Origin of the sequence: Marinomonas sp. A3A, assembly GCF_018336955.1 — a bacterium.
In the GTDB taxonomy this organism is placed as follows: domain Bacteria; phylum Pseudomonadota; class Gammaproteobacteria; order Pseudomonadales; family Marinomonadaceae; genus Marinomonas; species Marinomonas lutimaris.
Map to the genome: position 1 here is coordinate 472,954 of NZ_CP025532.1, position 26,750 is coordinate 499,703.

Annotated in this window: 25 protein-coding genes; 11 read left to right on the forward strand and 14 right to left on the reverse strand. The window is 43.5% G+C overall.

Annotation, left to right across the window (positions count from 1 at the left end; translation table 11 throughout):
• The 10 genes from CYL31_RS02105 to CYL31_RS02150 all read right to left on the reverse strand — a co-directional run bounded on the left by CYL31_RS02105 (position 1) and on the right by CYL31_RS02150 (position 12,437).
• Complete coding sequence (locus CYL31_RS02105) at positions 1-3,861, reverse strand: hybrid sensor histidine kinase/response regulator (protein WP_212917348.1); 3,861 nt, start codon at positions 3,859-3,861, stop codon at positions 1-3.
• Between the two features lie 36 nt (positions 3,862-3,897).
• Positions 3,898-5,058 (reverse strand): ABC transporter substrate-binding protein, encoded by a 1,161-nt coding sequence (locus CYL31_RS02110; RefSeq protein WP_212917349.1) that lies wholly within the window; start codon positions 5,056-5,058, stop codon positions 3,898-3,900.
• Between the two features lie 135 nt (positions 5,059-5,193).
• The gene (locus tag CYL31_RS02115; RefSeq protein WP_212917350.1) at positions 5,194-6,117 is read right to left on the reverse strand and encodes a 5-oxoprolinase subunit C family protein; all 924 of its coding nucleotides are present in this window, start codon (positions 6,115-6,117) and stop codon (positions 5,194-5,196) included.
• A complete protein-coding gene (pxpB, locus tag CYL31_RS02120; RefSeq protein WP_212917351.1) occupies positions 6,107-6,811 on the reverse strand; it encodes a 5-oxoprolinase subunit PxpB in 705 nt (234 codons plus the stop codon). Before pxpB ends, CYL31_RS02115 begins: the two co-directional genes overlap by 11 nt.
• Positions 6,812-6,814: 3 nt before the next feature.
• Complete coding sequence (locus CYL31_RS02125; RefSeq protein ID WP_212917352.1) at positions 6,815-7,567, reverse strand: 5-oxoprolinase subunit PxpA; 753 nt, start codon at positions 7,565-7,567, stop codon at positions 6,815-6,817.
• Between the two features lie 36 nt (positions 7,568-7,603).
• Positions 7,604-8,911 (reverse strand): TRAP transporter large permease, encoded by a 1,308-nt coding sequence (locus CYL31_RS02130; protein WP_212917353.1) that lies wholly within the window; start codon positions 8,909-8,911, stop codon positions 7,604-7,606.
• Positions 8,911-9,429 carry a TRAP transporter small permease gene (locus CYL31_RS02135; RefSeq protein ID WP_212917354.1) on the reverse strand — a complete coding sequence of 173 codons (519 nt, stop codon included), beginning with the start codon at positions 9,427-9,429 and terminating at the stop codon, positions 8,911-8,913. The genes CYL31_RS02130 and CYL31_RS02135 overlap by 1 nt, the downstream gene beginning before the upstream one ends.
• A 122-nt stretch (positions 9,430-9,551) precedes the next feature.
• A complete protein-coding gene (locus CYL31_RS02140) occupies positions 9,552-10,529 on the reverse strand; it encodes a TRAP transporter substrate-binding protein (RefSeq protein WP_212917355.1) in 978 nt (325 codons plus the stop codon).
• Between the two features lie 94 nt (positions 10,530-10,623).
• Positions 10,624-11,424: a putative hydro-lyase gene (locus tag CYL31_RS02145; protein ID WP_212917356.1), complete on the reverse strand. Its 801-nt coding sequence runs from the start codon at positions 11,422-11,424 to the stop codon at positions 10,624-10,626.
• Positions 11,425-11,549: 125 nt separating this feature from the next.
• The gene (locus CYL31_RS02150) at positions 11,550-12,437 is read right to left on the reverse strand and encodes a LysR family transcriptional regulator (RefSeq protein WP_212917357.1); all 888 of its coding nucleotides are present in this window, start codon (positions 12,435-12,437) and stop codon (positions 11,550-11,552) included.
• Positions 12,438-12,627: 190 nt separating this feature from the next.
• Here CYL31_RS02150 and CYL31_RS02155 point away from each other — a divergent pair, with 190 nt between their 5' ends.
• Genes CYL31_RS02155 through CYL31_RS02175 form a run of 5 tightly spaced genes read left to right on the forward strand, consistent with a single transcriptional unit; the run spans position 12,628 to position 17,442 of the window.
• The gene (locus CYL31_RS02155; RefSeq protein ID WP_212917358.1) at positions 12,628-13,692 is read left to right on the forward strand and encodes a TRAP transporter substrate-binding protein; all 1,065 of its coding nucleotides are present in this window, start codon (positions 12,628-12,630) and stop codon (positions 13,690-13,692) included.
• Positions 13,693-13,697: 5 nt separating this feature from the next.
• On the forward strand, positions 13,698-14,228 hold the full coding sequence (locus CYL31_RS02160; protein WP_212917359.1) for a TRAP transporter small permease subunit: 531 nt from the start codon (positions 13,698-13,700) through the stop codon (positions 14,226-14,228).
• Positions 14,228-15,508, forward strand: a complete 1,281-nt coding sequence (locus tag CYL31_RS02165; protein ID WP_212917360.1) for a TRAP transporter large permease — start codon at positions 14,228-14,230, stop codon at positions 15,506-15,508. Before CYL31_RS02160 ends, CYL31_RS02165 begins: the two co-directional genes overlap by 1 nt.
• 8 nt (positions 15,509-15,516) lie before the next feature.
• A complete protein-coding gene (locus CYL31_RS02170; RefSeq protein ID WP_212917361.1) occupies positions 15,517-16,170 on the forward strand; it encodes a DUF2848 domain-containing protein in 654 nt (217 codons plus the stop codon).
• Positions 16,171-16,173: 3 nt separating this feature from the next.
• Positions 16,174-17,442: an amidase family protein gene (locus CYL31_RS02175; protein ID WP_212917362.1), complete on the forward strand. Its 1,269-nt coding sequence runs from the start codon at positions 16,174-16,176 to the stop codon at positions 17,440-17,442.
• A gap of 79 nt (positions 17,443-17,521) precedes the next feature.
• On the opposite strand, the gene CYL31_RS02180 is transcribed toward CYL31_RS02175, so the two are convergent.
• Positions 17,522-18,442: a LysR family transcriptional regulator gene (locus tag CYL31_RS02180; protein WP_212917363.1), complete on the reverse strand. Its 921-nt coding sequence runs from the start codon at positions 18,440-18,442 to the stop codon at positions 17,522-17,524.
• Positions 18,443-18,601: 159 nt separating this feature from the next.
• Between CYL31_RS02180 and CYL31_RS02185 the strand changes: the two genes are divergently transcribed.
• Both CYL31_RS02185 and CYL31_RS02190 read left to right on the forward strand, forming a co-directional pair.
• Positions 18,602-19,183 (forward strand): DUF502 domain-containing protein, encoded by a 582-nt coding sequence (locus CYL31_RS02185; RefSeq protein WP_212917364.1) that lies wholly within the window; start codon positions 18,602-18,604, stop codon positions 19,181-19,183.
• A 121-nt stretch (positions 19,184-19,304) separates the two neighbouring features.
• Entirely contained in the window at positions 19,305-20,522 is a 1,218-nt protein-coding gene (locus CYL31_RS02190) for a TIGR03862 family flavoprotein (protein ID WP_249411668.1), read from the forward strand.
• Positions 20,523-20,651: 129 nt separating this feature from the next.
• Here the strand turns inward: CYL31_RS02190 and CYL31_RS02195 are convergent, their stop codons facing one another.
• On the reverse strand, positions 20,652-21,200 hold the full coding sequence (locus CYL31_RS02195; protein ID WP_212917366.1) for a porin family protein: 549 nt from the start codon (positions 21,198-21,200) through the stop codon (positions 20,652-20,654).
• A gap of 436 nt (positions 21,201-21,636) precedes the next feature.
• Positions 21,637-22,698, reverse strand: a complete 1,062-nt coding sequence (locus CYL31_RS02200; protein WP_212917367.1) for an OmpA family protein — start codon at positions 22,696-22,698, stop codon at positions 21,637-21,639.
• Positions 22,699-22,988: 290 nt separating this feature from the next.
• Between CYL31_RS02200 and CYL31_RS02205 the strand changes: the two genes are divergently transcribed.
• The 4 genes from CYL31_RS02205 (at position 22,989) to CYL31_RS02220 (ending at position 26,349) form a co-directional block, all read left to right on the forward strand.
• Positions 22,989-23,717 carry a helix-turn-helix transcriptional regulator gene (locus CYL31_RS02205; RefSeq protein WP_249411669.1) on the forward strand — a complete coding sequence of 243 codons (729 nt, stop codon included), beginning with the start codon at positions 22,989-22,991 and terminating at the stop codon, positions 23,715-23,717.
• Between the two features lie 134 nt (positions 23,718-23,851).
• Positions 23,852-24,241, forward strand: coding sequence for a VOC family protein (locus CYL31_RS02210; RefSeq protein WP_100186151.1), 390 nt, complete (start codon positions 23,852-23,854; stop codon positions 24,239-24,241).
• 227 nt (positions 24,242-24,468) lie between these two features.
• On the forward strand, positions 24,469-25,260 hold the full coding sequence (locus CYL31_RS02215; RefSeq protein ID WP_212917368.1) for a DODA-type extradiol aromatic ring-opening family dioxygenase: 792 nt from the start codon (positions 24,469-24,471) through the stop codon (positions 25,258-25,260).
• A gap of 252 nt (positions 25,261-25,512) precedes the next feature.
• A complete protein-coding gene (locus tag CYL31_RS02220) occupies positions 25,513-26,349 on the forward strand; it encodes an alpha/beta fold hydrolase (protein WP_212917369.1) in 837 nt (278 codons plus the stop codon).
• Positions 26,350-26,377: 28 nt separating this feature from the next.
• On the opposite strand, the gene CYL31_RS02225 is transcribed toward CYL31_RS02220, so the two are convergent.
• A complete protein-coding gene (locus CYL31_RS02225) occupies positions 26,378-26,713 on the reverse strand; it encodes a hypothetical protein (protein WP_212917370.1) in 336 nt (111 codons plus the stop codon).
• Between the last annotated feature and the right edge of the window lie 37 nt (positions 26,714-26,750).

Sequence of the window (26,750 nt, forward strand, 5' to 3'; positions counted from 1 at the left end):
TTACTGCTCAGAGTCCTCTAAATATTCTTTGAGTATAGTTAAATGTTTCATTGCTTGTTCAAAATCGTAAAGGTTTAAGGCTGCAACGATTTTAAGCATGCTGTCATAAAGACGTCTGTCGGTAATATTTGGGAGTATTGCTTGTGTTAATGGCAAGGCTTGAACCGTATTGCTTTCAATATAAGCGTTTAATTTTTCAATGTTTTTTTGAATTTCTTCTTGTGTCATAACTAAAGGTGGTTGAGGCGTTTGTGCCAAATCCGTAGAGCACATTTTATCCCAAATTTTTAGTTCATTAAGAACCGTGTTTAGGTCATTCTCTACTGCTTTTAGTATAGATGAGAGATCTGTTTTGTCTTCTTCGATCGCATTTTCTAGTCGTTCAGAAGATACGCTCAGTTGAGTCATTCCTAATGTAGCAGCGATGCCTTTCAGTGTGTGGGCGTGTCGATTGGCTGTTTCTTTGTCATTCGCTGCCAAACAAGCTTCGTATTCTTCGATGAAATAGACTTGGGTCACTAAAAATCGTTTTAATAAGCGAGTATAAAGCGAGCTAGTAAGGGTTCTTGCCAAGCCTGCTTCGACATCAATATACGGGCTGTTAGGCAGAATATCGGTATTAAGATTCTCATTAACCGATGACCTTGATGTCTCTAAAGAACCCCGATTGCTCATGTTTATCCACGTTTGTAATGTGGCAAACATGGTGTCTATGTTAATAGGTTTGGCAATATGGTCGTTCATACCAGATTCTTTGGCGCGCTTGATATCTTCTTGCATGACGTTGGCAGTCATCGCAATAATAGGTAAGTCTTTATATTGCACCATAGAGCGAATTTTTTGGGTGGCCATGTAGCCATCCATGATGGGCATTTGGCAATCCATCAAGATACAATCGAATTGCTCTTTTTCTAGCTTATCAATCGCTTCTTGGCCGTTATTGGCGGTGGTTACGTCGATGCCTTGTTGTGTGAGTATGTCTTCCGCTAATTCGCGGTTTATTTCGTTGTCTTCAACTAATAATATTTTTATCCCTGAAAATTCATAAGAGCAGTCAAGGCTTGTCTGGTAGAGTGCTTTATCATTTAGTGGTCCACTTTCAGAGCCACAGACATTGATAATTTGATCAAATAAGCTAGAGGCCGTGACGGGCTTAGTCAAATAGCCTGCGATAGGAAGACCATTACCAGCTTGTTGTACTTCATCTAGTTTGTAGGCCGTGACCATAATGATGGTAAGCGGAGATTGCTTGTCTGTGTGTTCAAAGATAGCTTTGCAGGTCTCTATGCCATCAAGCCCCGGCATTTTCCAATCGATCAGCATCAGTGGATAAGGATGCGAACACCCTTTTAGTGAATGGATATACTCAATAGCTTCATACCCACTCTTGCAAGAGTGACAAATAAGGCCGAGAGCTTCCACGTTCGCTTTTAGAACATCTCTTGCTGTGTCGTTATCATCCACAATGACGACTTGGCTTAAGCTAACCTGAGGGCTAAGAGTGAACTGAGCAGGGTGTTTGTCACAATGCTGGAAAGGTAAGGTAAAATTAAAGGTGCTACCTTTGCCTTCTTCACTTTCTACCCAAATGTCTCCGCCCATAAGCTGAATAAGCCGTTTTGATATGGCAAGTCCAAGCCCGGTGCCTCCGAATTTTCTCGTTGTCGATGCATCAGCTTGAGAGAAGGATTTAAACAGCTTGTCCTGTGTATCTTGATTGATGCCAATTCCGGTATCTTGCACGCAGAAGTGGATGATATGTTCTTGCTGATTTTGCTTAAAAGAAGTGGCTTTAATGATAATTTCCCCCGCTTCTGTAAACTTAACCGCGTTGTTGCTCAGGTTCAGTAGAATTTGGCGCAGTTTGGTGGGATCTCCTACCACGCTTTCTGGTATCTCTTGGTCAATATCTATGATGAGCTCTAACCCCTTTTCTTCAATTTTCAGCTCAAGTACATGGGTCACATTATGGATAAGGCTATGTAACTTAAAAGGGACTTTTTCAATGTCCATTTTTCGTGCTTCGATTTTTGAAAAGTCTAAGATATCGTTAATAATGTTGAGAAGAGACTCGGCTGAGTGACTGACTTTTTGAATATAACTGCGTTGTTTGTCTGTTAAGTCGGTTCGAAGTGCTAACGAGGACATACCGATGATAGAGTTCATTGGTGTACGAATTTCATGGCTCATGTTGGCAAGAAATTCACTTTTTGCTTGATTGGCATTTTCTGCCGCTTCTTTTGCCGTTTGTAGCTCGCCTGTTTGTAAGGCGATGTCATTTTCCAGCTTTACTTTATATTGCGCTAGAGATTGCTGTGACATGACTCTTTCCGTCACGTCTCGCCAAGATATGATAGTGGCTGGTTTATTATTAAAAGAAATCGATAGAATGGTCATGTCCGCATAGATCAATTCGCCATCATAGCGTTGGAAGACCCATTCTGTTCTCGTGTGGCCATGCTGCGCGACCTTCTCAGAAAGGCTTTCAAAATGTACTGAAGAGAGTCGACCATCAGCTTGTTCAGTTGGAGAAAGGTTGGTTAGCTCGGTATCCAGTATTTTTTCTTTGCTGGGAAATTGAAGTGTCTGAATCGCGGCATCGTTGCACTCCACCATTTTTAAATCAATGAGTATCCAAGTTGGGTCTGGCGATACTTCAAACATAGAGCGAAAGCGCTCTTCGCTTTTGATAAAACTAGATAATTGGCGCGTCACTCTGCGTGAAATAGCCCACGCTAATATAAGTAATATGGCAATCGTAATAATGCTGATCAAGATAATGCGTGATTTAACATCTTTTAACCTATCTTCAATTTGTTGCTCTAAGTTCTTTGAATTGACCTGAACATACTCACCGATTTGATCCATTAAACGTGGTAAGGGCAAAAAGATATTTTCTAATAAATTATTAAGCTCGATTTTTTCTTCTTCTAGCAATATATGCTCGAGGCGCATATGAAAAAGGCCATTGTTTCCGAGTACGATAACTTGATTTGTATTATCAAAATAATATTGCTCGCCAAATAGAATATTACCCAACGCATTTCTTTCTATTTGTAGGTATTCCGCTGCGTCTGGATGTGTTTTGGCAGACTCTGCAATGACATAATCTAAGCGGTCGAGGGAGGATTTGATTTGGTTATCTTTTAAATCGGTAATGGTGCTTAGCGAGTTAGAAACCAGTATGACATTTAAAGCGACTTCAAGTGTGTTTACGTCTTCCATTGCGGTGTTTAATGCAGACTCTAGTCGTGAAAGACGAAGCTTTAAATACTCTTTGGCAAGTTCATCTCTGTCGTCGATTGAGGATGTATTGTACTGGTAGATTAACGCATTTTCTCGTAGGCGGTTATCTCCTGTCATGGAATAGATAGAACGCTTTAAATTGCTAAGATGAGCAATGGCTTTGGCTGGAAAGTCGAGTTGTATTTCGTCTAAAACATGTTGGGTTCTTCGGGTGTGCCAGTCGTTAATTTTATTGGTTATGTCTAACATGCTTTGTTCGCGCTCTTCTAATTGTGCGCTTATAGCAGCGGTTTTTGTGTTGATAGACTCAGAACGGAGCGTAGCGATAGATTGATGATAAAGAGCCATTTGCTGTGCGTTATCAACGGCCGAATTAGTACCTTCAAACAAGGCTTGACGAAGCTGACTACGGAACGCAGGGACAATTTCTCTTAGCTCTGCGGATGCGTTTAATAGTTTTGTTTGCTGTGCTCTTAGGTCTTGCCTTTGTTGTGTTAGTTCCTGCAAGGCAGCGGTTAAGATAACGGCTCCGATGATAGAAGAAATTAAAGCGACAAAAGCTAACAGCCAAACCAAAGGAGAGATGGATAAGTGATGTCGATCTAATGTCATCATAATGCGGCCCTGCTCAGTCTCTTATTCAATAACTGGTTACTGTATGTCAGCGAGAGGTAGTTCTTGTAATTCACCATGGTTAATAAATTGCACCCAAATGTGTCTTTTTTTGGGGTTCAAAACAGACAGTTCGTTTTGTTTCTGAGAATCATCATTATCTCTCATAAGCTTTTTCAGGCTGTCTTCGATCTCTTTGCTGGCGGGCATGTCTTTTAGTGGCAAAAGAGCTTGTCCAACAATGAGAGCATTGATGTAACCTTCTAGTTGCATTGTCGTTGGAGGAGCTAGGTCGCCAAATCGTGCCATGTCTTCTTTCAGTTGTTTTATGATCGGAGCGTTTGAATTATTTAGCGAAGGGGTTGTTTGGGTGATTAATACTTTTGCTTTAGTGTCATTAATTTTTGTCTGTAATGCCTCTAACCCCGTAAATGAAAAGGTGGCAAATAGTGGTGATACGCCAAAGCTTTCAAGCTGCTTAATGAAGTTAGCGCTTGTATCATAAGTACTGATCATAATAATGGCTTTAGGTATTGGGAAAACAGCTAAGACATCAGCAACGGAGTGGCTTACTTCGCTACTATTTCGTTGATGTCTAATCTGTAGTATTGATGTTGGGTCTTTCAGCCCAGCATTGGTTAAAGCTGCTATCGTACTTGCTAATCCTGCGTCACCGTAACTGTCTTTCTGTGCGAAAACCGCAATCTCATTAGGCTTTATACCTAAATCATTCACCAGTACTTTTATTAAATAGTAGGCTTCTTCTGAATAGCTTGCCCGTGTATTAAATATAAATGGAGAAGACCTTTCCGCTCTAATAGATTGCGCACCAGTGAGTGGCGATATAAGCGGAATATCGTATTTTGATAACACACTAAGGGAAGCAAGGTTAGTTGGTGTGCCAACACTACCTAACATGGCTTTCACTCCATAATCATTGATTAGAGTGTTGACTTGAGAAGGTGTTCTACTTGGCTCATAGCCATCGTCTAAGGGAACTAATAAAAGTTGATAGTTCAGTTTCTTGCTGTCATTAATACGGTCAAAGCCTAATTTTATGCCCCTTACAATCTGATTGCCCATAAAGGCATTTGGACCTGTCAATGGGCCAGTAAAACCAAAACGTAATTCCGATGAATACGCTTTTTCACCTAATAAAAAAAGGGATAGTGTTAAACAAGCAATGACTTTTAATATCATAAACAGATTCAATCCCGCCGATACGATAAGCAAAGTAGTGAGTTATCAGTCTAAGATAAAAATACAGGAATGAAATGAGAGTTTGGTAAGTAAATGTCAAAGCTGGTTACCCAGCTTTGTATTGATAAGAAAATATTAACGCCACTGAGTAAGTCGAGCCATTTGTAAATGACGCTCTCGCTCGGCTTGATCGACTGTGATAGGAGTGAACTGGATAATATCCCCCGGCTTTTGTTGGGCAAGAATGCCACCGCCAACACGGGTTACGCAGCCCATTTTCGGGTAGCCACCGATGGTTTGCCTATCTTGCAATAAGACAATCGGTTGGCCATCTTTTGGAACTTGAATCGCACCATAAGCAATGCCTTCCGAAATAATTCCTTTCAGGTCGCTGTGTACTTCTTTGCCTTCCAAGCGATAGCCCATGCGGTCTGAGTTGGACGATACTGTGTAATCGCTAGAGAAAAAGTTGGCGCGATCTAACGAGGAAAAAGACTGATACTGATAACCTAAAATGACCGGTATTTCTTTGTTGCCATAATTTGGAATCGCTAAGCGAGGCACTGATCTTTGTTCATGGCCCGAGTAAGCTTGATAGGCTAATAGATCGCCTTTTTGTAGTTTGTCACCTTTGCCAGTGAGTCCGCCAATTTTTTCACGCACCACCGTGGCAACACTGCCTAGCGTCGGCTCGCAGTGAAAACCGTCTTTTACTGCGAGGTAAGCTCGCAAGCCCCAAACTGGCTGGTGGAAGGCTAATACATCGCCTTTTTTAATGGCGTAGGTTTGCCAAGGCGTGATGCTTTTCTCGTTCAGCGTTGCTGCAAGATCCGCCCCAGTGATCGCAATGCTGGTATCGGCTTGCGCTTCCAAGGTGAACATGCCAAAGGTGATTTCGATCCCTGGGCTATTGCTGTCGTTATCGAGTAGGGCATTGCTCCAACGAAAGGCGACTTCATCCATCGGGCCACCCGTGGTTAGGCCAATAGATTGATGACCGTGGCGGCCCAAGTCTTGAATCAGCGCCAACAAGCCGGGTTTGATTACTTTAAAAGCCATCGAGCTGACCTCCTAGTACTAAGAATTCATCCCGAGAAATAGGCTCGAATCGCACCGAATCTCCCATGGCGATTAGTGCGAGATTCTTGCTGCCCCAATCAATCAAATTGACTGGTGTGCGACCAATAATTTGCCAGCCACCTGGTGTCACGCTTGGATAAACCGCTGTTTGATTTTCTGCTAACGCCACGCTGCCAATCGGGACTTTTAAGCGCGGCGTAGTTTTTCTTGGAACGTGTAGTTCATCGGGTGTATTACCCAAGAAAGCAAACCCCGGCGTAAAGCCAATGGCATAGGCGCGATAGGTTGTTTCACTATGGCGCTGAATTATTTCGTCGATGCTTAAATGACAGTGCTTGGCTACGTCTTCGATATCTGGCCCGACTTCTTTGCCGTAATACACAGGAATCACCACTTCGCGCTGATCTTTGACCGAAAAGTCATTAGGATCAATGGCTTCTATGGTCTGACGAATGGTTTTGAAAATAGCAAAGCGGTCATAATGATCATCATCAAACACGACCAAAAGCGTGGTGTAGGATGGTACCAAATCAACAATGCCCGCTAGTTTCGTCAAGTGCAGCGTAACTTGAGCAATGTAATTGGAGGTCGCTTCGCTAATCACCTGATTAAAGGTCAATAAGCAGGCCTGATTACTGACCATTTCTATGTTCGGGAAGTCTTCGCGGCTCATAATTTATTTCACGTTTGTGTTGTTTAAACGATCCACTAAAGAGCGAATGCGCATAACAGCGTCCACTGCATGAGCACCATCGCCATGTACACAAATAGTATCGGCATGTATCGCCAGCTGTTTGCCTGATGTGGTCGTTAACATGCCCGTTTCGCATAGTTGCTCGACTTGCTTTTCGATCAAATCAAAACTGGCGTGAACGGCATTGGGTTCTTTACGGGGCGTGAGTCGGCCTTCGTCTGTGTATAAACGATCAGAAAAAGCTTCAAACCAAACTTGGATACCGTATTTCTTCGCCATCTTCTGGATTTCAGGAGCTTCTGGTACCGCCATCACTATTAGTGGCAAGGTAGCGTCTAGCTCGCTTACCGCTTGCATCACCGTGTCTAACACAGTGAAATCTGCCATCATGGTGTTGTACAAAGCGCCATGGGGTTTGACGTAATCCACTTGGGTATTTTGGCTTTCGCAGATACCTTTTAACGCGCCAATTTGGTATTGAATGAGCGCTTTTAATTCACCGGGTGCGATGTCCATGTTACGACGACCAAAGCCAACCAAGTCTGGATAAGCGGGATGCGCACCAATGGTGACATTATGTTGTTTTGCCAATTCAACGGTTTTTGCCATGGTCAGTGGATCAGAAGCATGGAAGCCGCAAGCGATGTTTGCCTGATCGACAAATGGCATGATTTTATCGTCTAAGCCCATTTTCCAAGCGCCGAACGCTTCGCCCATATCGCAATTTAATTTCATCTTTGGTTCCTTGTGCCTGTTTACTGTTGAAGGCGGTTAGTTTTGAGACATGGTCGTTGGTAAATACGTGACAATTCCAGGAAAAATACTGATCAACAAGATGGCTACGCCAATCAGTAAAAAGAACGGCAGGGCAGCTTTTGCCACATACAAAATATTTTTCCCCGTCAGAGCCTGTATCACAAAAAGGTTGAAGCCAACGGGCGGGGTGATTTGCGACATTTCCACCACCAACACTATGAAGATACCAAACCACAATAGATCAATATTTGCTGCTTGTACCATAGGCAATATGACCGCTACAGTGAGCACCACCACAGAAATACCATCTAAGAAACAGCCTAATATCACGAACAATACTGTGAGGTATAAGATCAATTCCATAGGCGATAAAGACATGCCAGAAATCCACAAAGCCAAGGCTTTAGGTATACCTAAAAAGCCCATTGCTAGTGTCAAAAAGTGCGCGCCAACTAGGATGAAACCAATCATACAAGAGCTTTTTACCGCGCCTAATAAGCTGTCCATAAAGCTGTGACGGCTTAATGATCCAGTGAATGCAGCCAGTACCAATGCACCGGCCACACCAATAGCGGCAGCTTCGGTTGGTGTCGTAATACCGCCGTAAATAGACCCCAATACAAAACCAATCAACCCGACGACTGGCAATAGTTTACGTAAGCCTTTAATGCGTGCCGACCAGCTAGTTTCATGACCCGTTGTTTTAGGTAATTCGTCCTTGTGTAGATGTCCCCAAATCATGGTAAAGCCCATAAATAGGGTGACTAATAACAAGCCTGGCAAAGCGCCAGCGATAAACAAACGTGCGATAGATACTTCTGCCGCCACGCCATACACAATCAAAATAATCGATGGAGGAATGAGCAGACCCAAGGTCCCAGAGCCTGCCAAGGTGCCGATGGCCATGCGATCGCTGTAACCTTGCTTGCGAAGCTCTGGCAAAGTCATGCGTCCAATCGTCGCAGCGGTTGCCGCAGAAGAGCCAGATACCGCAGCAAAAATGCCACAGCTGAGAATATTCACATGTAGCAATTTACCTGGAACGCCGCCTAACCAAGGCGACAGACCTTTGAATAAATCTTCTGATAAGCGCGTACGAAACAGCACCTCACCCATCCAAATAAACAGTGGTAAAGCGGTCAGTGACCACGCGGTACTTGCCCCCCAGCTTGAGGTCGCAAAAAGCAAATCCACTTGATAGTTTTCAGAAAGAATTAAGCCCAAACCACCAATGGCGATTAGGGTAAAAGACACCCAAACACCCAGTGACAAAAGGGCAAGCATGGCAAACGCCAGCAGGATAGAAATCCACATCATATCCATTAGATTTCCTCCAAAGACAGAGCGTCTTCTTGTTCACTGTAAGTGGGCTTTTTACCACGCAATACAGTGACTAATGCATCTAAAATGGCAAGGTTCAACGCGATTACACCAATCGCAACAGGCAGCTGAGGAATCCAAAGCGGAATCGGAATATAACCGTAGGACACTTCTTCATAAATATAAGATTCGTACACCATGTAACTGCAGGCGTAGGACAAATAGCACAATAGCCCGAAGGACAAGATCAGAATTACACCTTCTTGTATCCTGCGGGGGACCGGAGAAAATCGTTGAATCAGCAAGGTGACTCGAATATGACCGCCTTCACGGAAGGTATAAGCCAATCCAAGAAAGGTCGATGCTGCAAGCGCGTAACCTGCAAAATCTTCCGCAGAGGGTACAATAAAACCGAATAAACGACCGACGATTTGCGCTAATAAAAGCAAGGTGATAATAACGATACACAAACCGGACAACAGGCCAGAACAGAGGTACAGCTTTTCTTTTAATTGGCTCATAGTGTTCACTTTTTGCTTGGAAGACACCACCTAGCTTGATGTTGTATCAACAAAAAAACTAGGGGTGTTGGGAGGACGCTTTTATTTATGAGTCTTTTTTATTCGCTAAAGACTCTTGATGATCAGTTCTGATAACGAGTCAGGATTTCACCAATTTCTTTTGGTGCTTCCGCTTTCCATTCTTCTGTCATCGTTTTACCAATGGCTTTTAGTTCTTCAACTAACTGAGGTGATGGATCCGATACCACCATGCCGTTTTCAACCAAAGTTGCTTTATCTTTCGCTGCGCGTGCTGCGATTTGGGTCCAACCTGCCGCTTCGGCGTTTTTCGCTGCGTCTAGTATTACTTGTTGAGTCGCTTTATCTAAACGACGAAAAGCACGCTTGTTCACCACAACGATATTTTTTGGAATCCATGCTTTCACATCTGTGTAATAGTTCACGTAATCCCAAGCTTGGCTATCAACGCCTGTCGATGGCGAAGTGATCATGGCTTGGATAATGCCAGTACTAAAAGCTTGAGGAATATCAGGCGTTTGAATGGTCATTGGTGTGGTATTCATTAGATCAGCAAGGCGCGACTGTGTTGGGCTGTAAGCACGCATTTTTTGACCTTTCAAATCGGCCAAGCTGTTTACAGGCTCTTTGCTGTAAAGGCTCTGTGCTGGCCATGCAACGGTATAAAGCAACATCATGCCGTCTTTGTCCAATTCCTTAGCGATAGAAGGTTTAGCCGCTTCCCACAATTTTTTGGCGTCTTCAAAAGACGTTGCCAAAAACGGAATATTGTCGTGTTTATAGATAGGATTTTCATTGCCCAAAATACCCAAAAACACTTCGCCCATCTGTACTTGCCCTGTTTTCACTGAACGTGGGATTTCAGTGTGCTTGACCAAAGAACCACCAGAGTGAACCGTGATATCAAGGTCGCCATTGGTATTGTCTTTGATTTCTTTCGCGAAGCTATAAGCGATTTGTGTTTGTAAATTGCCATCACCGTAAGGAGTTGGCATGTGCCATTTTTCGGCAAAGCTGGCAGTAGAAGTAAGGCCGCCGATAGCGACGCCACTAATAAGTAATGCACTGGTTAATTTTGACATGGTGTTCGTTCCTATTTTTAAAAGTTATTTGTTTTTTATTATCAATGATGCGGTAGTTTCTACCTGCGTGTTGTCATTCAAGGTTCTGAAAAAGCTATAGCACAGCGAGGTCCGTATCTAAAATATCTGTCACAAGCATCTTTCCTGGTGCGTGTGTAATGCAAATTGGTGGTTTGGCATTACGAATGGCCACTTGTGGAGTGACGCCACAAGCCCAAAAAACTGGGATTTCGCCGTCTCTAACGCTTACAGCATCGCCGTAATCTGGCTTGTTTAAATCTGCAATGCCAATGTCTTGTGGTGAACCAAAGTGTAGTGGAGCACCGTGTGCTTTGGGAAAACGTGTGGTGATTTGAATCGCACGAATCGCATCTTTTGGAACATAAGGGCGCATGGTCACGACCGTGTTACCAAAGAAACGCCCCGCAGGCACAGTGGCAATATTGGTTTCAAACATAGAGACATTTACGTCTTCTTCTATGTTTCTTGGCGTTAGTCCTGCTTGTGATAGCGCGTTTTCAAAAGAAAAAGAGCAGCCCAATACAAACGCCACCATGTCGTCTTGCCATAGGTCTTCAATATCGGAGCGGCTTTCGACTTTTTCGCCATTACGGTACACATAGTATTCTGGGATGTCGTGGCGCATATCAATGTCGTTGCCAAGCTCTGGCATCGTAAAATTACCCACTTCAGATACACCAATTAAAGGACATGAAACTGGATTTTTTTGGCAATAAAGTAAAAAATCATTTGCCCAATCGGCTGGCAAAATCACCACGTTACCTTGCATCGCACCTTGTGCTAAGCCGCTAGTAACGCCCGTATGTGCCTTGCTACGAATGGCTTGGCGCAAGTCAGCGGTTTGCTGCAGTAAGGTTGATGGGGCTGATTTCATTTATTTTTTCCTTATTCTTGCCACATTGTTGATAACTAAGAGTAGATCTTGCTTACCTTAAAAGTCTAATCGTGTTTTTTTGGGCTATTTGATCAATTTTTTTTATCAAATTTTTTATTTGGCTCTTATTTCTTCTGTGGTTTGGTTTTTTGGTCGTAGTCTTTGGCAATCTGAAGTGCCAGTTGCGCGACTTGATAAACAATATGGTCCCTTGGATCATTTAAGTAAGACGCGGTGAAAATAAGGTCATCCGGCACCCAACCTGGATCAAAAGAAATAAGACGGTTTGCCTCTATAAAACGCTGAGCCAGTTGTATTGGTAAAACACCAACGCCAATGCCTGAGGCGATCATTTCAAAGCTGGTGGATAGTGATGTTGAAGGAAAAACTTGCCCTACTTCTCGATAGCGTCGCATTAACTCAGACATGAGTTCTTGATAAGGGCGAGAGAGTCGAGAAAAAGAAATAATAGGTGCGCTGCCCAGATCCTTGTTTTCAGTTTGTGGATGGCAGAACCAACCAAGCTGGAACGACGGTAAAGTGATATTTTCCACATTACCTTCTGATAGCGGCCCCATTAGAAACACTAAATCCATGTTTCTGCTTAATAATTGATCGCGTAAGTTCATGGTTATGTCGACCGAAAGTTCAACAACCAGTTTTGGGTAATGCTTCCTGAGAGCTGAAAGGAATTCAGACAGCCAGGATTGTGCAATAGTTTCTGCTACGCCGATTCGTAATGTGCCTTTTACTTCTTCTGAGGGCGTTAGCTCAGCTCTAATTTGTGACAAATAGCTTTCTACTCGTTCTGCATGCGATCTTAGCAATAAGCCTTCTTTTGTCAGTACAACGCCACTTTTTTGACGATCAAATAGCTTAATCCCTAGCTCTTCTTCCAGCGCCGAAATTCGTGCAGAAACAGCCGGTTGGGATAAATTCATCTGCTGGGCGGCTCTTCGTACTCCGCCTAATTTTGCGACCCAAAGGAAGGTTTTTAATTGATCAAAGTTCATCTCATGCGCTCTTTATTTTTGTGTTAGTGGTATTGATGATCAGTTTTTTTTATCACTTTAGAAAGAAAATAGCGAATTGACTTTATCACTTGAGCGTTCAACACTGAACTCAGCCTATCTGAAGACAATTTGTCTTTTGGGGTACATAAAAAAATTTGTAACCAACAAATTCACAAAATAGGACACGAACATGACTAAGCAGAATATATGCAAAACGGGGATTCCTTTTGTTTTAGCTGGGGCGCTTTTCACAGGTAATACTTTTGCAGATGAGTCTCTTTCTATTGTCGGTAGTTGGAGCAGCTTGCCGCTTTATAAACAATTTGAACAACCCTTTTGGACAAACACATTGCCTAGTGACAGCAAGGGTGATTTTAGTGTTTCTATGACAACGCATGACCAAATGGGTATTGGCGGTGGCGATGTTTTTCGAATGCTGGGTGATGGCGTTTTTGATATTGGCATGACGGTTGGCGACTATGCCGTTGCTGATGCACCAGCATTAGAAGGACTAGATGTCCCTCTATTAGCGAATACAGCGGAAGAAGCCCACAAAATGGTAAATGCAGCTCGTCCAATGGTCGAAAAAATTTATGAGACAGCCTTTAACTCGAAAGTATTGGCCATTGTACCTTACCCACCTCAAGTGGTGTTTTGTAAGGTGCCGGTATCGTCTCTAGAGGATTTATCTGGTTTGAAAGTTCGTGCTTCTGGTCGTATGACTGCGAAGTTCTTAGATGCGTTAGGCGCACAAAGCGTGAATATTGGATTTGGTGAAGTGCCAGGCGCTTTACAGCGTGGCGTTATCGATTGTGCAGTGACTGGCGCAGGCTCTGGTTATAGCGCGGGTTGGTGGGAAGTAACAACGACTCTGATGACCTTGCCATTGGGTGGATGGGATCCTGTGGTTACGGCCATTAATCTAGACAAATGGGACGACCTTTCAAGCGAGCAGCAAGCATTCCTACAATCTGAAGTTGCTACTAAATTCGAAAAACCAGTATGGGACGCCGCTCAGGGTGATCTTGATCAAGATGTGGCTTGTTTAACTGGTAACGGCGAATGCACCAAGGGGCCAAGCCATAGCATGAGGTTGGTTGAGCCGAGTGACGCTGACTTAGCACATGCTAAAGATATTCTTACCTCAAAAGTATTACCAGACTGGGCGGATCGCGCTGGCAAGGACTGGGTAAAAGAGTGGAATAGCACAGTTGGGGAAGCTGTTGGTATTCAAGTCGCTGTGACTGGAGAATAGTTACCATGATGCGCATTATTGATTGGTTAAAACGTATCAATAATGGAGTGGCGATTGCTGCAGGCCTAGTTTTGTTGGCCTGCATTCTCCTCATTCTGGTTGATATTGTGTTGCGGGAATTTGGCATTAGTTTTGGTGGTTCAGAAGAAATCTCTGGTTATGTCATGGCGTCCGTTTCTAGCTGGGGGATTTGTTATGCATTAACAGAAAAAGCCCATGTACGTATTGATGTGTTAAGAAACAAAAGTAAGGCAGTAGGGCGTTCAATTTCAGATCTTATTGCTTTGTGCGCTACGTCATTTGTGGCGATTTATGCCGCTTATTATGTGATTCCTGTCGTGGAAAAAAGCTTTAAGCGACAGTCACTTGCCAATACTTCATTAGAGACGCCACTTATCATTCCTCAATCTATATGGATGGCGGGATGGATATGGTTTGCTGTTACTTCATGCGTGTTACTGGTTTGTGCTACTTGGTTGGTTATTCAGCGTAAACACGATCAAGTAGATGATATTATCGGCACGGGGACTGAATAATGCTTCCTTTTACGTTTTTTGGTCTGTTAGGCCTGCTCGCTTTATCTATTCCTGTTGGCATTGTGTTGTTTCTATTGGCATTTGGGATTGATGAGTTTTTTAGCCCTTTTCCTCTAATGCGTGGATTAGGGCAAGTTTTATGGTCTTCGTCTAATCACTCAACGCTCATTGCTGTACCGCTGTTTGTACTGATCGGTGAGATTTTATTGCGCAGCGGTGTGGCACAGAAAACCTACGGTGCCCTTAACGCTTGGGTTTCGTGGCTGCCGGGTGGTCTGATACACGCCAATATTGCAACGGCGACTATGTTTTCAGCGACGTCGGGCTCTTCGGTGGCAACGGCTGCGACGGTAGCGACCGTTGCGACACCTCAAGCAGAAAAGCTAGGTTACGATCAACGCTTATTTACTGGCTCTATCGCCGCAGGCGGTACTTTGGGGATTTTGATCCCACCGTCTATAAACTTGATCGTTTATGGTTTTCTGACAGAAAGCTCTATTCCGAAATTGTTTCTAGCTGGCATTGTTCCAGGTATCAGCATGGCGCTGATGTTTATGATAGTGACTGTCATTATTTGTTCTATTTGGCCGCGTTTAGGCGGACCAAAACAGCACAGTAGCTGGAAAGAAAAGTTTGTCGCATTGAAGTCCCTTCTGCCTGTGCTGGTTTTATTGTTCAGCATTGTTGGCTCTATCTATTTGGGCTGGGCCACACCGACAGAAGCCGCTGCTATTGGCGTGTTGATTGCGCTTGTTCTAGCCCTTGCTTACAAGGCATTTTCGAAGAAGATGCTGCTTGATAGCTTATCAGGAACCATACGAATTACGGCCATGATTATGTTGGTGGTATTGGGCGCGTATGTTCTCAATTTCGCTTTAACCGCTGCGGGTGTGGGCCGGACGTTACAAAATCTGTTAGCAGGTCTTGGGCTAAGCGCGATCGCTACCTTGCTGATTATTGTCTTGATGTACATTGTTCTAGGGTTCTTTATTGAGACCTTGTCGCTGATGGTGGCGACCATTCCTATTGTCGTTCCCATTATTGTTGAGCTTGGCTACGACAAAATTTGGTTCGGTATTCTAATGATCATTTTGGTTGAGATGGCATTGATTACCCCACCTGTTGGATTGAATTTATACGTTGTTAACTCTGCCCGGAAGAACGGCAAAATCTCAGATGTGGTCATGGGCAGCTTGCCTTACGTTGGCGTGATGATCTTGATGATTATTCTGCTTATTGCTTATCCAAGTATTTCTCTTTACCTACCTAATAATTTTTAAGGAAAGTCATGTTATTTACCGTGAATGAAACTGCAAAGCAAATTGATATCAAACACTTAGTCATTGCTGGCTGGACAGCCCGAGACATGGAGTCTGTTCAAGAACACATTGATGAGTTAATAGAAATTGGCGTAACGCCGCCTTCTACTGTGCCATTATTTTACCGTGCATCTAACTTGCTAGTGACGCAAGATCCGATTGTTGAAGTGTTAAGTGGGGATACCTCTGGTGAAGTTGAACCATTAATTATCAAGGCAGAAGGCAAATTGTGGCTGGGTGTGGGTTCTGATCATACTGATAGAAAGCTAGAAGCGCATTCTGTTGCTCATTCAAAACAAGTATCGGTAAAGCCAGTTTCTTCCACGTTATGGGATTTTGATGAAGTAGCGGATCATTTAGATGAGTTGCTAATCGAATCTTGGGTAGACGAAGGTGAAGGTTGGACTCAGTATCAAAAAGGTTCATTGGCGAACATTCGTCCTTTGACGGAATTGATTGAGAAAGGTAACTTGCCTGAAGGAAGTGCGATGTTATGTGGAACTTGCCCTGCGATTGGTGGTGTACGTCGTACAGAAAAATTTCGTATGAGTATTCATGACCCTGTATTAAATCGCACTATTTCATGTGAATACATCACCAAAGAATTGCCAATAGTGAGCTAATGTATGACGCAACCAAAATCATCGAATTTTGCTTGGCAGAATCGAGAACTTGTCGCCAAATGGAAGAGTGCTTTAGATATCATTGATACAAAAGGCCAAGCGGTTTTTACTGAGCTTTTTGATTATGTTGAGCCTCAGCCAGGGTCATTAAATGGTGCGATTATTTCGATTAAAGACCTGTTTCAAGTACAAGGTTATAAGACGCAAGCAGGTTCTGTATTTATTAACCAACAGCTTGCAAAGCAAGATGCCGCTGCCGTTGCTTTGTTAAGAGCCGCTGGTGCGAGTTTCTTGGGTCACACCAATATGACGGAGCTGGCGTATTCTGGGTTGGGCTTGAATCCCCATTATGGCACGCCGGACAATCCTATTAATGCCGGTCGCATTACCGGAGGATCGACCAGTGGTGGTGCCGCGTCTGTCGCTTTGGGTGTGGCGGATGCAACGCTTGGTACCGATACTGGCGGTTCATTGCGTATTCCAGCGGCGTTTTGTGGCTTGACTGGTTTTAAACCATCACAGCAAACTGTCTCAAGGGAAGGTTGTTTGCCATTGTCTGATGAGCTTGATTCAGTCGGTCCAATTGCTAAAACAGTAGAAGAATGTGAATTGCTTTGGCATGTATTGTCTGGGGCACCGTCAGTGGATTCAGCAAAAAGCACGGATTCTTCTCAGTTGAAGCTAGTCGTACCAAGTAACTTTGGTATGAATGATTTGGATGCGCTGGTTGAGGATGGTTTTGAGGAGAAGCTAGCTTGTCTTGAGGCCGCTGGTGTTGTAGTTGAACGACGTTTCATTGAAGCTCTAGAAGCCTATAAAACCTTGCCAGTTTGGCAATTCTCGTCGTTCGAAAGTCAGGCGTTTTATAGTCAGAACTATGACTTAGAGACTGCGGATATTGATCCACGAGTTGCTTCTCGTATCGCCCGTGCGAAAACCATTAATGCTGAGGACTTTCAGAGAACTCAAGCGGCTCGACAGGCTTTTATTAAGCGAATGGCAGAGGAAGAACCTAATACCGTTTTCTTGTTGCCGACCGTTGCTGTTGTCGCGCCTAAATTGACGGATTTAGCACAAGACTCCGAATACGATCGTTTAAACCTGTTGTGCCTGCGCAATACCTCGTTAGCCAATGTTTTAAATGGTTGTAGTATTTCTGTTCCTTTCCGTTTTCAACAAGAGCCTATGGGGCTGATGTTGACGGCTGGCAATGGTAAGGACCAAGTGCTGTTAAGCTTAGCGAAACAAGTAGAAGCTATTTTACAAGGCTAGTTATTTTGTTTGCTCTAAAAAAGCTTGGCGTATCGGTTAAAGAGCGCCAAGTTTTTTGTTTGTCTATTTAAGTGCTTTCTTAAGCTCTGTTATCTTCTCCGGTTTGCTTTTTGCTGTACTCTTGGGCAGCAAGTACGGCAATATTTGTCGCCACTTCAGCAATCGGGTTAAATGGCTCATCTGAATAGGATGCGGTGAACGTAAGGTCGCTGGGTGTCCAAACGGCACGAATTTTTTGCAGGCTGCCCGCTTCCAGCTCCTTGGCGATCATAATGTTCGGCAAAGTAGAAATGCCGACCGCATCAATGGCTAAACTTCGGCAGGCGGCCAATGATGTAGAGGCGAAGAAGTGCGCGGGTGCGCCATCCAGCTCACGGAATTTTTGGTTAATTTCGACATAAGGTTTAGTGGCGCGAGCATAGGTAATGATTGGCCATTTGGCTAACTCTTCTAGATACAAAAGCCTATCGGGCAGATCCAGGTTCGGGCTGGCGACCCAAGATAGAGAAAAAGTACAGAGCTCTCGGTTAACAATGTTCGGCTCAGAAATCGGTCCCATTAGCAGCCCTAAATCCAGTGTTCTGTCCTTGATACTTGTCGTTAGGTTTGCCGTGATATCGACCGTCATTTCCACATCTAGGTTTGGCATATCTTTGTGCAGACGGGAAAGAAAATCCGGCAGCCAAGTGTTTACTATTGTTTCAGATACACCTAAACGCAGTACGCCAGAATAAGCGGTGGAAAGACCGGCGCGTTTTCGTAGTTGCTCGGTCTGATAAAGAATTTTTTCTATATAAGGGAGTAATTCTTTGCCTTTGGAGGTCAACATAATCGGGCTGGAACCGCCTTCTCGTTCGAAAAGTTTAACGCCTAACTCAGCTTCTAATCCCGCAATCCGAGCTGAAATAGCTGGTTGCGTGGTATGAAGTCGCTCTGCGGCTTTACGGAAATTGCCTAACGAGGCAACCCATACGAAGGTTTCTAGGCGTTTGTAGTTCATATTGTTACTCCGTAAGAGGCCTTAACTTAGTCGTTATTGCGCGAAAGGGTATAAGGCTGACGATGTTTCGGCAATCTTTTCGTTAACTCTTGTCAGAGTCATAGGAGTGGCACAAAGCTTGCGGTATGCTGTGAACAATTTTATAGGATCATTATAAACATGAATAAATTGATTACGTTATTGCTTAAAGGGTTAGTGGCGGTTTTACCGATTGGCTTGACCGTGTATTTGATCTATTGGTTGCTGGCGACAGGTGAAGCTATTGCTCAGCCGCTTTTATTATTCCTTATTCCCGATGCGCTGTATTTTCCAGGATTAGGCTTAATCGCTACGTTGGGCGCTTTGGTATTGATTGGGTTCTTAGTCAACCTTTATGGTGTTCGTTATTTGGTGAAGTTGAGCCAAAACATTTTTGAGCGTATTCCGTTAGTGAAGTCCATTTATGGCGCCATTAAAGACATGATGATGGTGTTTAACTTGGCGGAAAAGAAGGAAATGAAGAGCGTAGTGTCAATTGAATGGAATGGCGCGCAAGTGATTGGTTTTATTACTGGTGAACAAACTGGGCAGCAGTTATTTGGAGAACAAAATTTAGTGGGTGTTTATGTGCCACTTAGCTATCAAATTGGTGGTATGACGCTTTATATCTCCCGTGATCGCTTAACCGAGTTGGACATAGGTGTAGAAGAAGCTATGCGTCTTGCCTTGACGGCTGGGGTGCAGGGAAAACCTAAGCTTTAATACTTTAACGTGTGTTTTTTACTAGAAATCATTGGGGCTTGAGTCAAAACTCTTTATCATGCACTTCTTTTTTTAGTAACTCTTTAAAGTGATGTTGGCGAGTATGCAAGAAGTGGTACAAATGCAAAAAACAGTCATTGTTGTCGGTGCTGGCCCTGCGGGTCTGATGGCAGCAGAAGGTATTTGTGCCGCAGGTCATCAGGTTCATGTTTATGATGCTAAACCGAGCGCTTGCCGTAAGTTTTTATTGGCGGGTGTTGGCGGTATGAATATTACCCATTCCGAAGCCTATCCAGAGTTTATTCAACGCTATTACGACAAAGCTGAGTGGTTGGATACATCGATTAGTCAGTTTAATGCCGATGCCTTGTGTGATTGGATTCATAATTTAGGCATCGAGACATTCGTCGGCACATCCGGCCGAGTTTTTCCCAAAGACATGAAAGCTGCCCCCTTATTACGCAACTGGTTAAAACGTTTGCGTGATGCTGGTGTGCAGTTTCATATGCGTCACAAAATGATTGGCTTGTCAGCCAATGAAGTGGTGTTTGATCATGCTGGAGAAAGTGTCACGGCACGGGCGGATGCGATTGTATTGGCAATGGGTGGTGCTAGCTGGCCGAAGTTGGGCTCAGATGGTACTTGGCTTCCAGTATTGACTGAAAAAGGCATTGATGTGGCACCATTGCAAAGTGCCAACTGTGGTTTTTACAGTGAATGGAGTGAGCATTTAAAAACTAAGTTCGCTGGTAGCCCACTCAAAGATGTGGCGTTTTCTTTTACCTTAGAGGACGGCCAAGTGGTGACGAAAAAGGGCGAATGCATTGTTACGCAAGATGGAATGGAAGGCAGTCTGATTTATGCTTTTTCTAAATACTTGCGCGATGGCATTAACGACTCAGGTCAGTCGTCTTTGTTGATGGATTTTCTGCCGCTGCAAAGTGAAGAGCAAGTCATCAAAAAACTGCGCAATACCAAGCCAAAAGAATCCTTTAGTAAATACTTAAAACGTACGCTGAGTATCACTGGCGTGAAAGCTGTGTTGTTGCACGAATCCTTTCCTAAAGAAGCCTTTCAGACGCCAGAAACCTTAGCTAGATGTTTAAAATCGGTGCCTGTTAGCTTTTACAAAACCAAGCCGATAGAAGAAGTCATTTCGAGTGCGGGTGGGGTATGTGAGAGCAGTGTTGATGACAAGCTGATGCTGAAAGCCATGCTAGGTGTTTTTTGTGCTGGTGAAATGCTGGATTGGGAAGCGCCAACAGGTGGGTATTTATTAACGGCTTGTTTTGCTACTGGGCATTTGGCTGCCAAAGGCGTGGATGAGTTCCTATCCTGAGTAGGTGATATAAAACTCTTAGATTTAGCATATAAAAAGCGCCCAATGTTGCCATTGGGCGCTTTTCTATTCATTTTCTATTTCAGCAACATATCCATGTTAGAGAATGATTTGATTGTCTTTTAAAGCTTAGTTATTAGAAGCTTGTTGGTTTGGCATACCGAAATTGTACTGTACACCAACAGACGTTACGTTATCTAAATGATCGTCTTCAATATCTTTCACTAGACGGAAGTCTGCGCGAAGATCCACATCACTGTTAATTGCATATTTTACACCACCACCAGCGTTTACCAGTAGGTTGTTAGAGTCGCCATCAACGTCTGTCATACCAACACCTGCTGCGACGTATGGCGTTAGATTTACAGTAGTGAACTCAGGCAGGCTGTATAGGCCATCTACTCGATATTGATTCAAGTCGTTATCACGTCCACCTTTGCTGGCATCAGAATGAAGATAAACTGCTTCTAGTGCTAATGGGCTGTTTGTTTGATAGCCGACGCCAATGGAGTAAGACATGTCATTGCCAGCTTGTCTATCACTATCCGCATCGTAGTAACCGATGCTTGGTGTTACTGTGAAACCTTCTTTTGGTGTTGCAGCATATGCCATTGTAGCGAGTGATGAAGCTATTAGGACACCGCTAAAAAGAGTGTATTTTTTAAATGATGTAGACATATTAATTTCTCCTAATGAACATAATGTTTTGTTGTTCGCTATCTAGATTACGCGGATTTTTTGCCGTGAAAAGCCCCCTCAAAATGCGTAAAAAATGGGACATGAACCTCTGCTACCCAATCATGACGGAAGCTTTACTAAAGTGGTGGTGTTCAAGCAGTTTAGTGGTCAAAAAGCGCCCAGAAGGGTGTAGGAAATGCGTCGCTTATTACAGTAAGTTTTCACTTAAAAATAGCCAAAAAGTAATTGTGGCGTGACTAAGCACCAGAAGGTCACAAAGTGCTAATTATGCACAAAGGTAAATAGAAGGCGCTTTGTCAAAAAGCGTGATTCGCACAGGAATCTTCAAATACTACAAATAAAAAAACGCCCGATATAAAAAATATCGGGCGTTGCCTTAGCCTTAGGCTACTTGGGAGAATGTAATATGTGGTGCTTATGCTTCGCTGGTTGAGATAATTGCGACAACCCGGCGGTTAGCTTCACGGTGTGCTTCTGTATCGTTCTCAACGAAAGGTCTTTCTTCGCCGTAACCAATTGCCTCAACGCGTGTTGCTGAGATCTCAAAGGTGTTAGTTAACACATCAGAAATGGCTTGAGCACGCTTTTCAGAGAGCTTCTGGTTATAGCTTGCGGCACCAGAGTCATCTGTATGGCCTTCGATTACGACAGTGCTTTCTGGGTTGTCTTTAAGGAAAATAGCGATTTTCTCTATTTCTGGGTAAAACTTCTGTTCAACATTGGTTTTGTTAAGGCCAAATTGAATATTGATTTTTCCCGGTGGCTCAGCCACTACTTCTGGTTGTGCCGGTGCTTCTTCCGCAATAGGTGAGGCTGCAACAGGTTCTTCTGTAACTGCTTCTGGCTGTTGTGTTTCTTGTGGTTGAGCTGCTGGCTCTGGTTCAACCTGTGTATAAGTCTGCTCTACAGGTGTGTAATCATCGTCATTAGATGTTGAGTTTGCTGACGATCCACCGAACGTCATTTGTACACCAAGAGAGGTGACATTATCGAGGTGATGATCTTCCACATCATCGACTAGACGGAAGTCAGCACGTAATGACACTGTGTCATTAATAGCATATTTCAAACCACCACCCGCGTTGACTTGTGTATTGTTATTACCACCGTTACTAAAGTCGGCAGTACCCACACCAGCGGCTAAATAAGGCGTAAGATTAAGTGGGCTGACATCTGGTAAATGATATAGACCATCAATTCGGTATTGATCTACATCGACGTCACCGCCGCCACCAGATTGTTTAGAATCTGCATTTAGGTAAACAAATTCGACCGCCCATGGGTTGTTGAATTGGTAACCTAGGCCTAAAGAGTAAGCTTGATCATCCTTGGTATCTCTATCGCTATCCATATTGTAGTAGCCAATACTTGGCGTAACGGTGAATCCTTCCTGTTGTTGTGCAAGCGCCAATGTTGATACTGAAGACGCTGCAATAATACTGCTGAGAAGCGTGCGTTTTGCGATTTTAAAAGACATTTTTTATCTCCTGATAAATATCTATATTTTTCTGTGTTGGTTGTTCTTTTTCTCAGCATAGCGCGTTTGTTGATGTTAAAAAAACACCCCCGAAATTACCTATAACCCTTATGTAATCTGATATTGCGCAATCATGACGCGGTGTTTACTTAATAAGCGTTATTAACACGGATAGAGTAGAGGATAGGTATTTAAAAGCGCAGAAAAGGAGATATTCATTACACGAGATTTTCACTTCAGAGAGTTAACTTTTTAGCGAGATGAGTTGTTCATTACAGAATGGAGAGGTATTGTCGAAAGTCTTTTTATTAATAGGTGTAGTTGTGGTTCGTTCCCAGCGTTTGCTTGCTTTAATTGATTTACTACGTGGTTACCGATATCCAGTATCTGGGAAGGCGTTGGCGGAAAAACTCAATGTGAGTTTGCGGACTTTGTATCGAGACATTGTCACCCTGCAAGAGCAAGGTGCGAATATTGAAGGTGAAGCTGGCGTTGGCTACGTTCTCAAGCCGGGCTTTCTTATGCCTCCCTTAATGTTCACAGAAGAAGAAATAGAAGCCTTGGTGCTAGGCGCACGTTGGGTTGCACAACGTACCGATAGCCAATTAAGTAATGGGGCACAAAACGCTTTGAATAAAATTGCGTCGGTATTGCCTGCGGAATTAAAAGACATCCTCGATGATACGACCTTGCTGATCGGCCCGAGCAAAGAGTCGACCTCAGATACGGTTGATATGGCCGAAGTTCGTCAAGCCATTCGTGACGAGAAAATCCTCTCTATTGATTATCGAGATTTAAAAGGCAAACACTCCCAGCGACGAATTTGGCCATTTGCTTTAGGCTATTTCGATGAAGTGCGAGTGTTGGTTGCTTGGTGTGAGTTGAGACAGGAGATTCGAAACTTTCGTACGGATAGAATCCTATCTAGTGAGCTAATCAATACTCGCTATGCAACGCCTCGTCATGTATTGCTCAAACGATGGCGAGCTACGCTACATGAGTTAAAGCCTTCTCAATAAAACACTCTCTACTTTGCATCACTGCTGACAAGATCTGACACTCTGTCTGTTTATTCTCATTTTATCGGGCGAAAGCCCGATTTGAAGTACTAAACTTTTAACGTGAAATATAAACAGCAAATAGGAATATCAGTATGGATCTCTCAAATTTCACCATCTTATATGTAGATAATGTTCAGCGCAGTGTAGATTTTTATCGTCCTTTGTTTGGCCGGGAGCCTGTCGAGTCGACCGAAGGTTTTGCTTTGTTTGTCTCGGAAACGGGAACAAAATTTGGCTTATGGGCGCGAGAAAGCGTATTGCCAAAAGCCAACGATGTACCAGCAGGTAGCATGGAAGTAGCACTAGCTCTTGATAATCTGATTACTCTACAAATCCATTACACCAAATGGAGAGAGCTGGGCGTCGACATTATTCAAGAACCAACCGAAATGGACTTTGGCACGACGTTCACCGCGCTCGATCCTGATGGCCATCGTCTGCGTGTCTATACCTATGAAAAAGGCAAGCATGAGAAAGCCTAATGGCTAAGAAGATACCTTCATCGATCAAATGATGAAGATTTTCTTTTTTTAATCGAAAAGAAACTCAAGCAGTCTTTTTTATTAGATTGTTGATTAAAATGAAATGATGGGTTAACTGGATGCATATTGATCAAGTTGAGTCGCAAGCCTAGACTGATCACATCAAATAAAGCCAATTCAGCTTTTAGCGAGTTGGCTAATTATTCCAGTTTTAGAGGTGAATGATTATGTTACCCACTTATTTTATTTCTCATGGCGGCGGCCCTTGGCCTTACATGACAGACATGCGCGCCATGTTTTCTAATCTTGAAGCGTCTTTGGTTCGAATGACGGAAGAATTGCCTGAAAAACCAAAAGCCATTTTGATGATTTCTGGCCATTGGGAGCGCAAAACTTTTGGTGTTCAGTCTAGTCCAGCTCCGGGAATGGAATACGATTATTACGGTTTCCCAGCTCATACCTATGAAGTGAAATACCAGGCTCCGGGCGCGCCAGACGTCGCAGCTCGTGTCGCTGAACTCATAAAAGGTGCAGGGTTTCCAGTGGATTTGGATGATAAAAAAGGTTTCGACCACGGCGCATTTGCTCCCATGGCAGTGATGTATCCAGAGGCTGATATGCCACTGGTTCAATTGTCACTTAAATCGAACTTAAACCCAGAAGAACACATGGCATTAGGCCGAGCGTTGGCACCATTACGTGCAGAAGGCATATTGATCGTCGGCAGTGGCTTGAGTTTTCACAACCTTGGATTGAGAGGCCCACAAGCCATCAAGCCTTCGAATGGCTTTGATGCTTGGTTACAAGAAACATTACTGGAATCAGCACCAGCAGAGCGAAACAGTCGATTGGTTGAGTGGGACAAAGCGCCTTATGCTCGTATTGCTCACCCAAGAGAAGATCATTTGATTCCGCTAATGGTGGCTCTTGGAGCGGCACAAAATGGTAAAGCAACTTGTGTGTATCACGATGAAGGGCTTTTCGGTGGCTGGACAGCCTCTAGCTTTCGCTTTGATTAGCTTGATTTGATAGTTGGTTGCGATTGTTTAAATGATAAAAAATCTACCTCCCTTGTTTTTCTGTTTTATCATTTGATGAGAAAATAAAAAAGCTTAAACGCCAAAAAAAGCCAGTGTGAAAACTGGTTTTTTTGTTTTCTAATCAAACAGTTAAGTCTTTAAAAATCAGTAATCTAACGGCTGTTATTAAAGATGGCATATGCCTTGCTAACCTTGTCCATATAAATATAAAAACAATGAGAGGGCACTATTTTGGAAGATTTATACACATCCGTTCAAGGCAATACGATTCGCTATCGAGACACTGGCGGTGAAAAGCCGGTACTGTTACTGACTCATGGTATTGGCTCATCGCTAGAAACATGGGAAGCGCAAGCGGACTCACTAGCTGGGCATTTCAGAATTATTAGCTGGGATTTACCCGGTCATGGCCTGTCAGATATTCCCCATGATGCCTTTGGCATAGAAACATATGCAGGTTTTGCATGGCATTTTTTAGATGCGCTGAAGATTGATCAGGCTGCTGTAGGTGGAAACTCTATGGGGGCTGGGATCAGTGTTCATATGATGGGACTTCATCCAGAGCGAGTCACAAAAGCCGTTTTATTGAATTCGGCTGCACTTGGTAAAGATATCCCTCTTCCCTTTCGCTTGATGCTATTGCCGATTTTGGGGAAATTAATATCAAAGCCTGGACAGATGTCGATCGATAACCAGATTAAAGGCATTTTTTATGATCAGGATAAAGTCACTGAAAAAGTAAAAGCGACCATAGCTCGCAATGTTATGCGAGAAGGAGCTCAAGCAGCCTTTGTTGCCACTTTGAAAGAAATATCGACGGTATCGGGACAAAGAGAAAGTCTCTACAGCAAAACGCTCGCGATCCTATCTTCGACAAAGAAGCCAGTTTTATTTATTCATGGCCGCCACGATGTGGTGATACCACTAGCGCATTCGCAACATGCTCAAGCCATGACACCTAATTCTAAATTGATTATTTTAGAAGATTGCGGCCATACGCCACAAATTGAAGAGCCAGTGGAAGTGAATAAACTGCTAACGGAATTTCTCCTCGAACAGGAGGCATAATTTTTAACCTGTAAGCTTCTATGATTGGCTAACTGTTCTTGGGTTTTTTGGTCGTATATTTCTTGGTGGCTCTAGATCGAAAACCTGATCTAGCGCCGACCTGTTTGATTCGACCTTTCATCTCAAGCATGGCGATTTTGATCTTTTTGTTCGAAGCCGCCAGTGCCTTTAACTGCTCGATTTCTTTTAATGCCTCGGCAAACTGTTTTTGTGCTAGCAAGATATCAACAATTGCCTGCATGTGACTGATGACATCGGTGTGATCTGTCGTGAAGTTAGAAGCACTGATTTCAAATGCCTTTCTAGCATGCTCTAACGCCTCATTGGACTGATCTAATGAATTGGGCTGCGTAAATGTTGCCATGAAAACCTTATAAATAGTGAAATGGTAGGTGCTGTAT

Excerpts from the sequence above, each read along its gene's own strand:
- CYL31_RS02135 (WP_212917354.1), bottom strand. The coding sequence starts at position 9,429 with ATGAGCCAATTAAAAGAAAAGCTGTACCTCTGTTCTGGCCTGTTGTCC.
- CYL31_RS02170 (WP_212917361.1), top strand. The coding sequence starts at position 15,517 with ATGTTATTTACCGTGAATGAAACTGCAAAGCAAATTGATATCAAACAC.
- CYL31_RS02160 (WP_212917359.1), top strand. The coding sequence starts at position 13,698 with ATGATGCGCATTATTGATTGGTTAAAACGTATCAATAATGGAGTGGCG.
- CYL31_RS02190 (WP_249411668.1), top strand. The coding sequence starts at position 19,305 with ATGCAAAAAACAGTCATTGTTGTCGGTGCTGGCCCTGCGGGTCTGATG.
- CYL31_RS02145 (WP_212917356.1), bottom strand. The coding sequence starts at position 11,424 with ATGAAATCAGCCCCATCAACCTTACTGCAGCAAACCGCTGACTTGCGC.
- CYL31_RS02115 (WP_212917350.1), bottom strand. The coding sequence starts at position 6,117 with ATGGCTTTTAAAGTAATCAAACCCGGCTTGTTGGCGCTGATTCAAGAC.
- CYL31_RS02200 (WP_212917367.1), bottom strand. The coding sequence starts at position 22,698 with ATGTCTTTTAAAATCGCAAAACGCACGCTTCTCAGCAGTATTATTGCA.
- CYL31_RS02110 (WP_212917349.1), bottom strand. The coding sequence starts at position 5,058 with ATGATATTAAAAGTCATTGCTTGTTTAACACTATCCCTTTTTTTATTA.
- CYL31_RS02140 (WP_212917355.1), bottom strand. The coding sequence starts at position 10,529 with ATGTCAAAATTAACCAGTGCATTACTTATTAGTGGCGTCGCTATCGGC.
- CYL31_RS02225 (WP_212917370.1), bottom strand. The coding sequence starts at position 26,713 with ATGGCAACATTTACGCAGCCCAATTCATTAGATCAGTCCAATGAGGCG.
- CYL31_RS02130 (WP_212917353.1), bottom strand. The coding sequence starts at position 8,911 with ATGGATATGATGTGGATTTCTATCCTGCTGGCGTTTGCCATGCTTGCC.
- CYL31_RS02105 (WP_212917348.1), bottom strand. The coding sequence starts at position 3,861 with ATGATGACATTAGATCGACATCACTTATCCATCTCTCCTTTGGTTTGG.
- CYL31_RS02175 (WP_212917362.1), top strand. The coding sequence starts at position 16,174 with ATGACGCAACCAAAATCATCGAATTTTGCTTGGCAGAATCGAGAACTT.
- pxpB (WP_212917351.1), bottom strand. The coding sequence starts at position 6,811 with ATGAGCCGCGAAGACTTCCCGAACATAGAAATGGTCAGTAATCAGGCC.
- CYL31_RS02210 (WP_100186151.1), top strand. The coding sequence starts at position 23,852 with ATGGATCTCTCAAATTTCACCATCTTATATGTAGATAATGTTCAGCGC.
- CYL31_RS02180 (WP_212917363.1), bottom strand. The coding sequence starts at position 18,442 with ATGAACTACAAACGCCTAGAAACCTTCGTATGGGTTGCCTCGTTAGGC.
- CYL31_RS02165 (WP_212917360.1), top strand. The coding sequence starts at position 14,228 with ATGCTTCCTTTTACGTTTTTTGGTCTGTTAGGCCTGCTCGCTTTATCT.
- CYL31_RS02125 (WP_212917352.1), bottom strand. The coding sequence starts at position 7,567 with ATGAAATTAAATTGCGATATGGGCGAAGCGTTCGGCGCTTGGAAAATG.
- CYL31_RS02215 (WP_212917368.1), top strand. The coding sequence starts at position 24,469 with ATGTTACCCACTTATTTTATTTCTCATGGCGGCGGCCCTTGGCCTTAC.
- CYL31_RS02185 (WP_212917364.1), top strand. The coding sequence starts at position 18,602 with ATGAATAAATTGATTACGTTATTGCTTAAAGGGTTAGTGGCGGTTTTA.
- CYL31_RS02195 (WP_212917366.1), bottom strand. The coding sequence starts at position 21,200 with ATGTCTACATCATTTAAAAAATACACTCTTTTTAGCGGTGTCCTAATA.
- CYL31_RS02150 (WP_212917357.1), bottom strand. The coding sequence starts at position 12,437 with ATGAACTTTGATCAATTAAAAACCTTCCTTTGGGTCGCAAAATTAGGC.
- CYL31_RS02155 (WP_212917358.1), top strand. The coding sequence starts at position 12,628 with ATGACTAAGCAGAATATATGCAAAACGGGGATTCCTTTTGTTTTAGCT.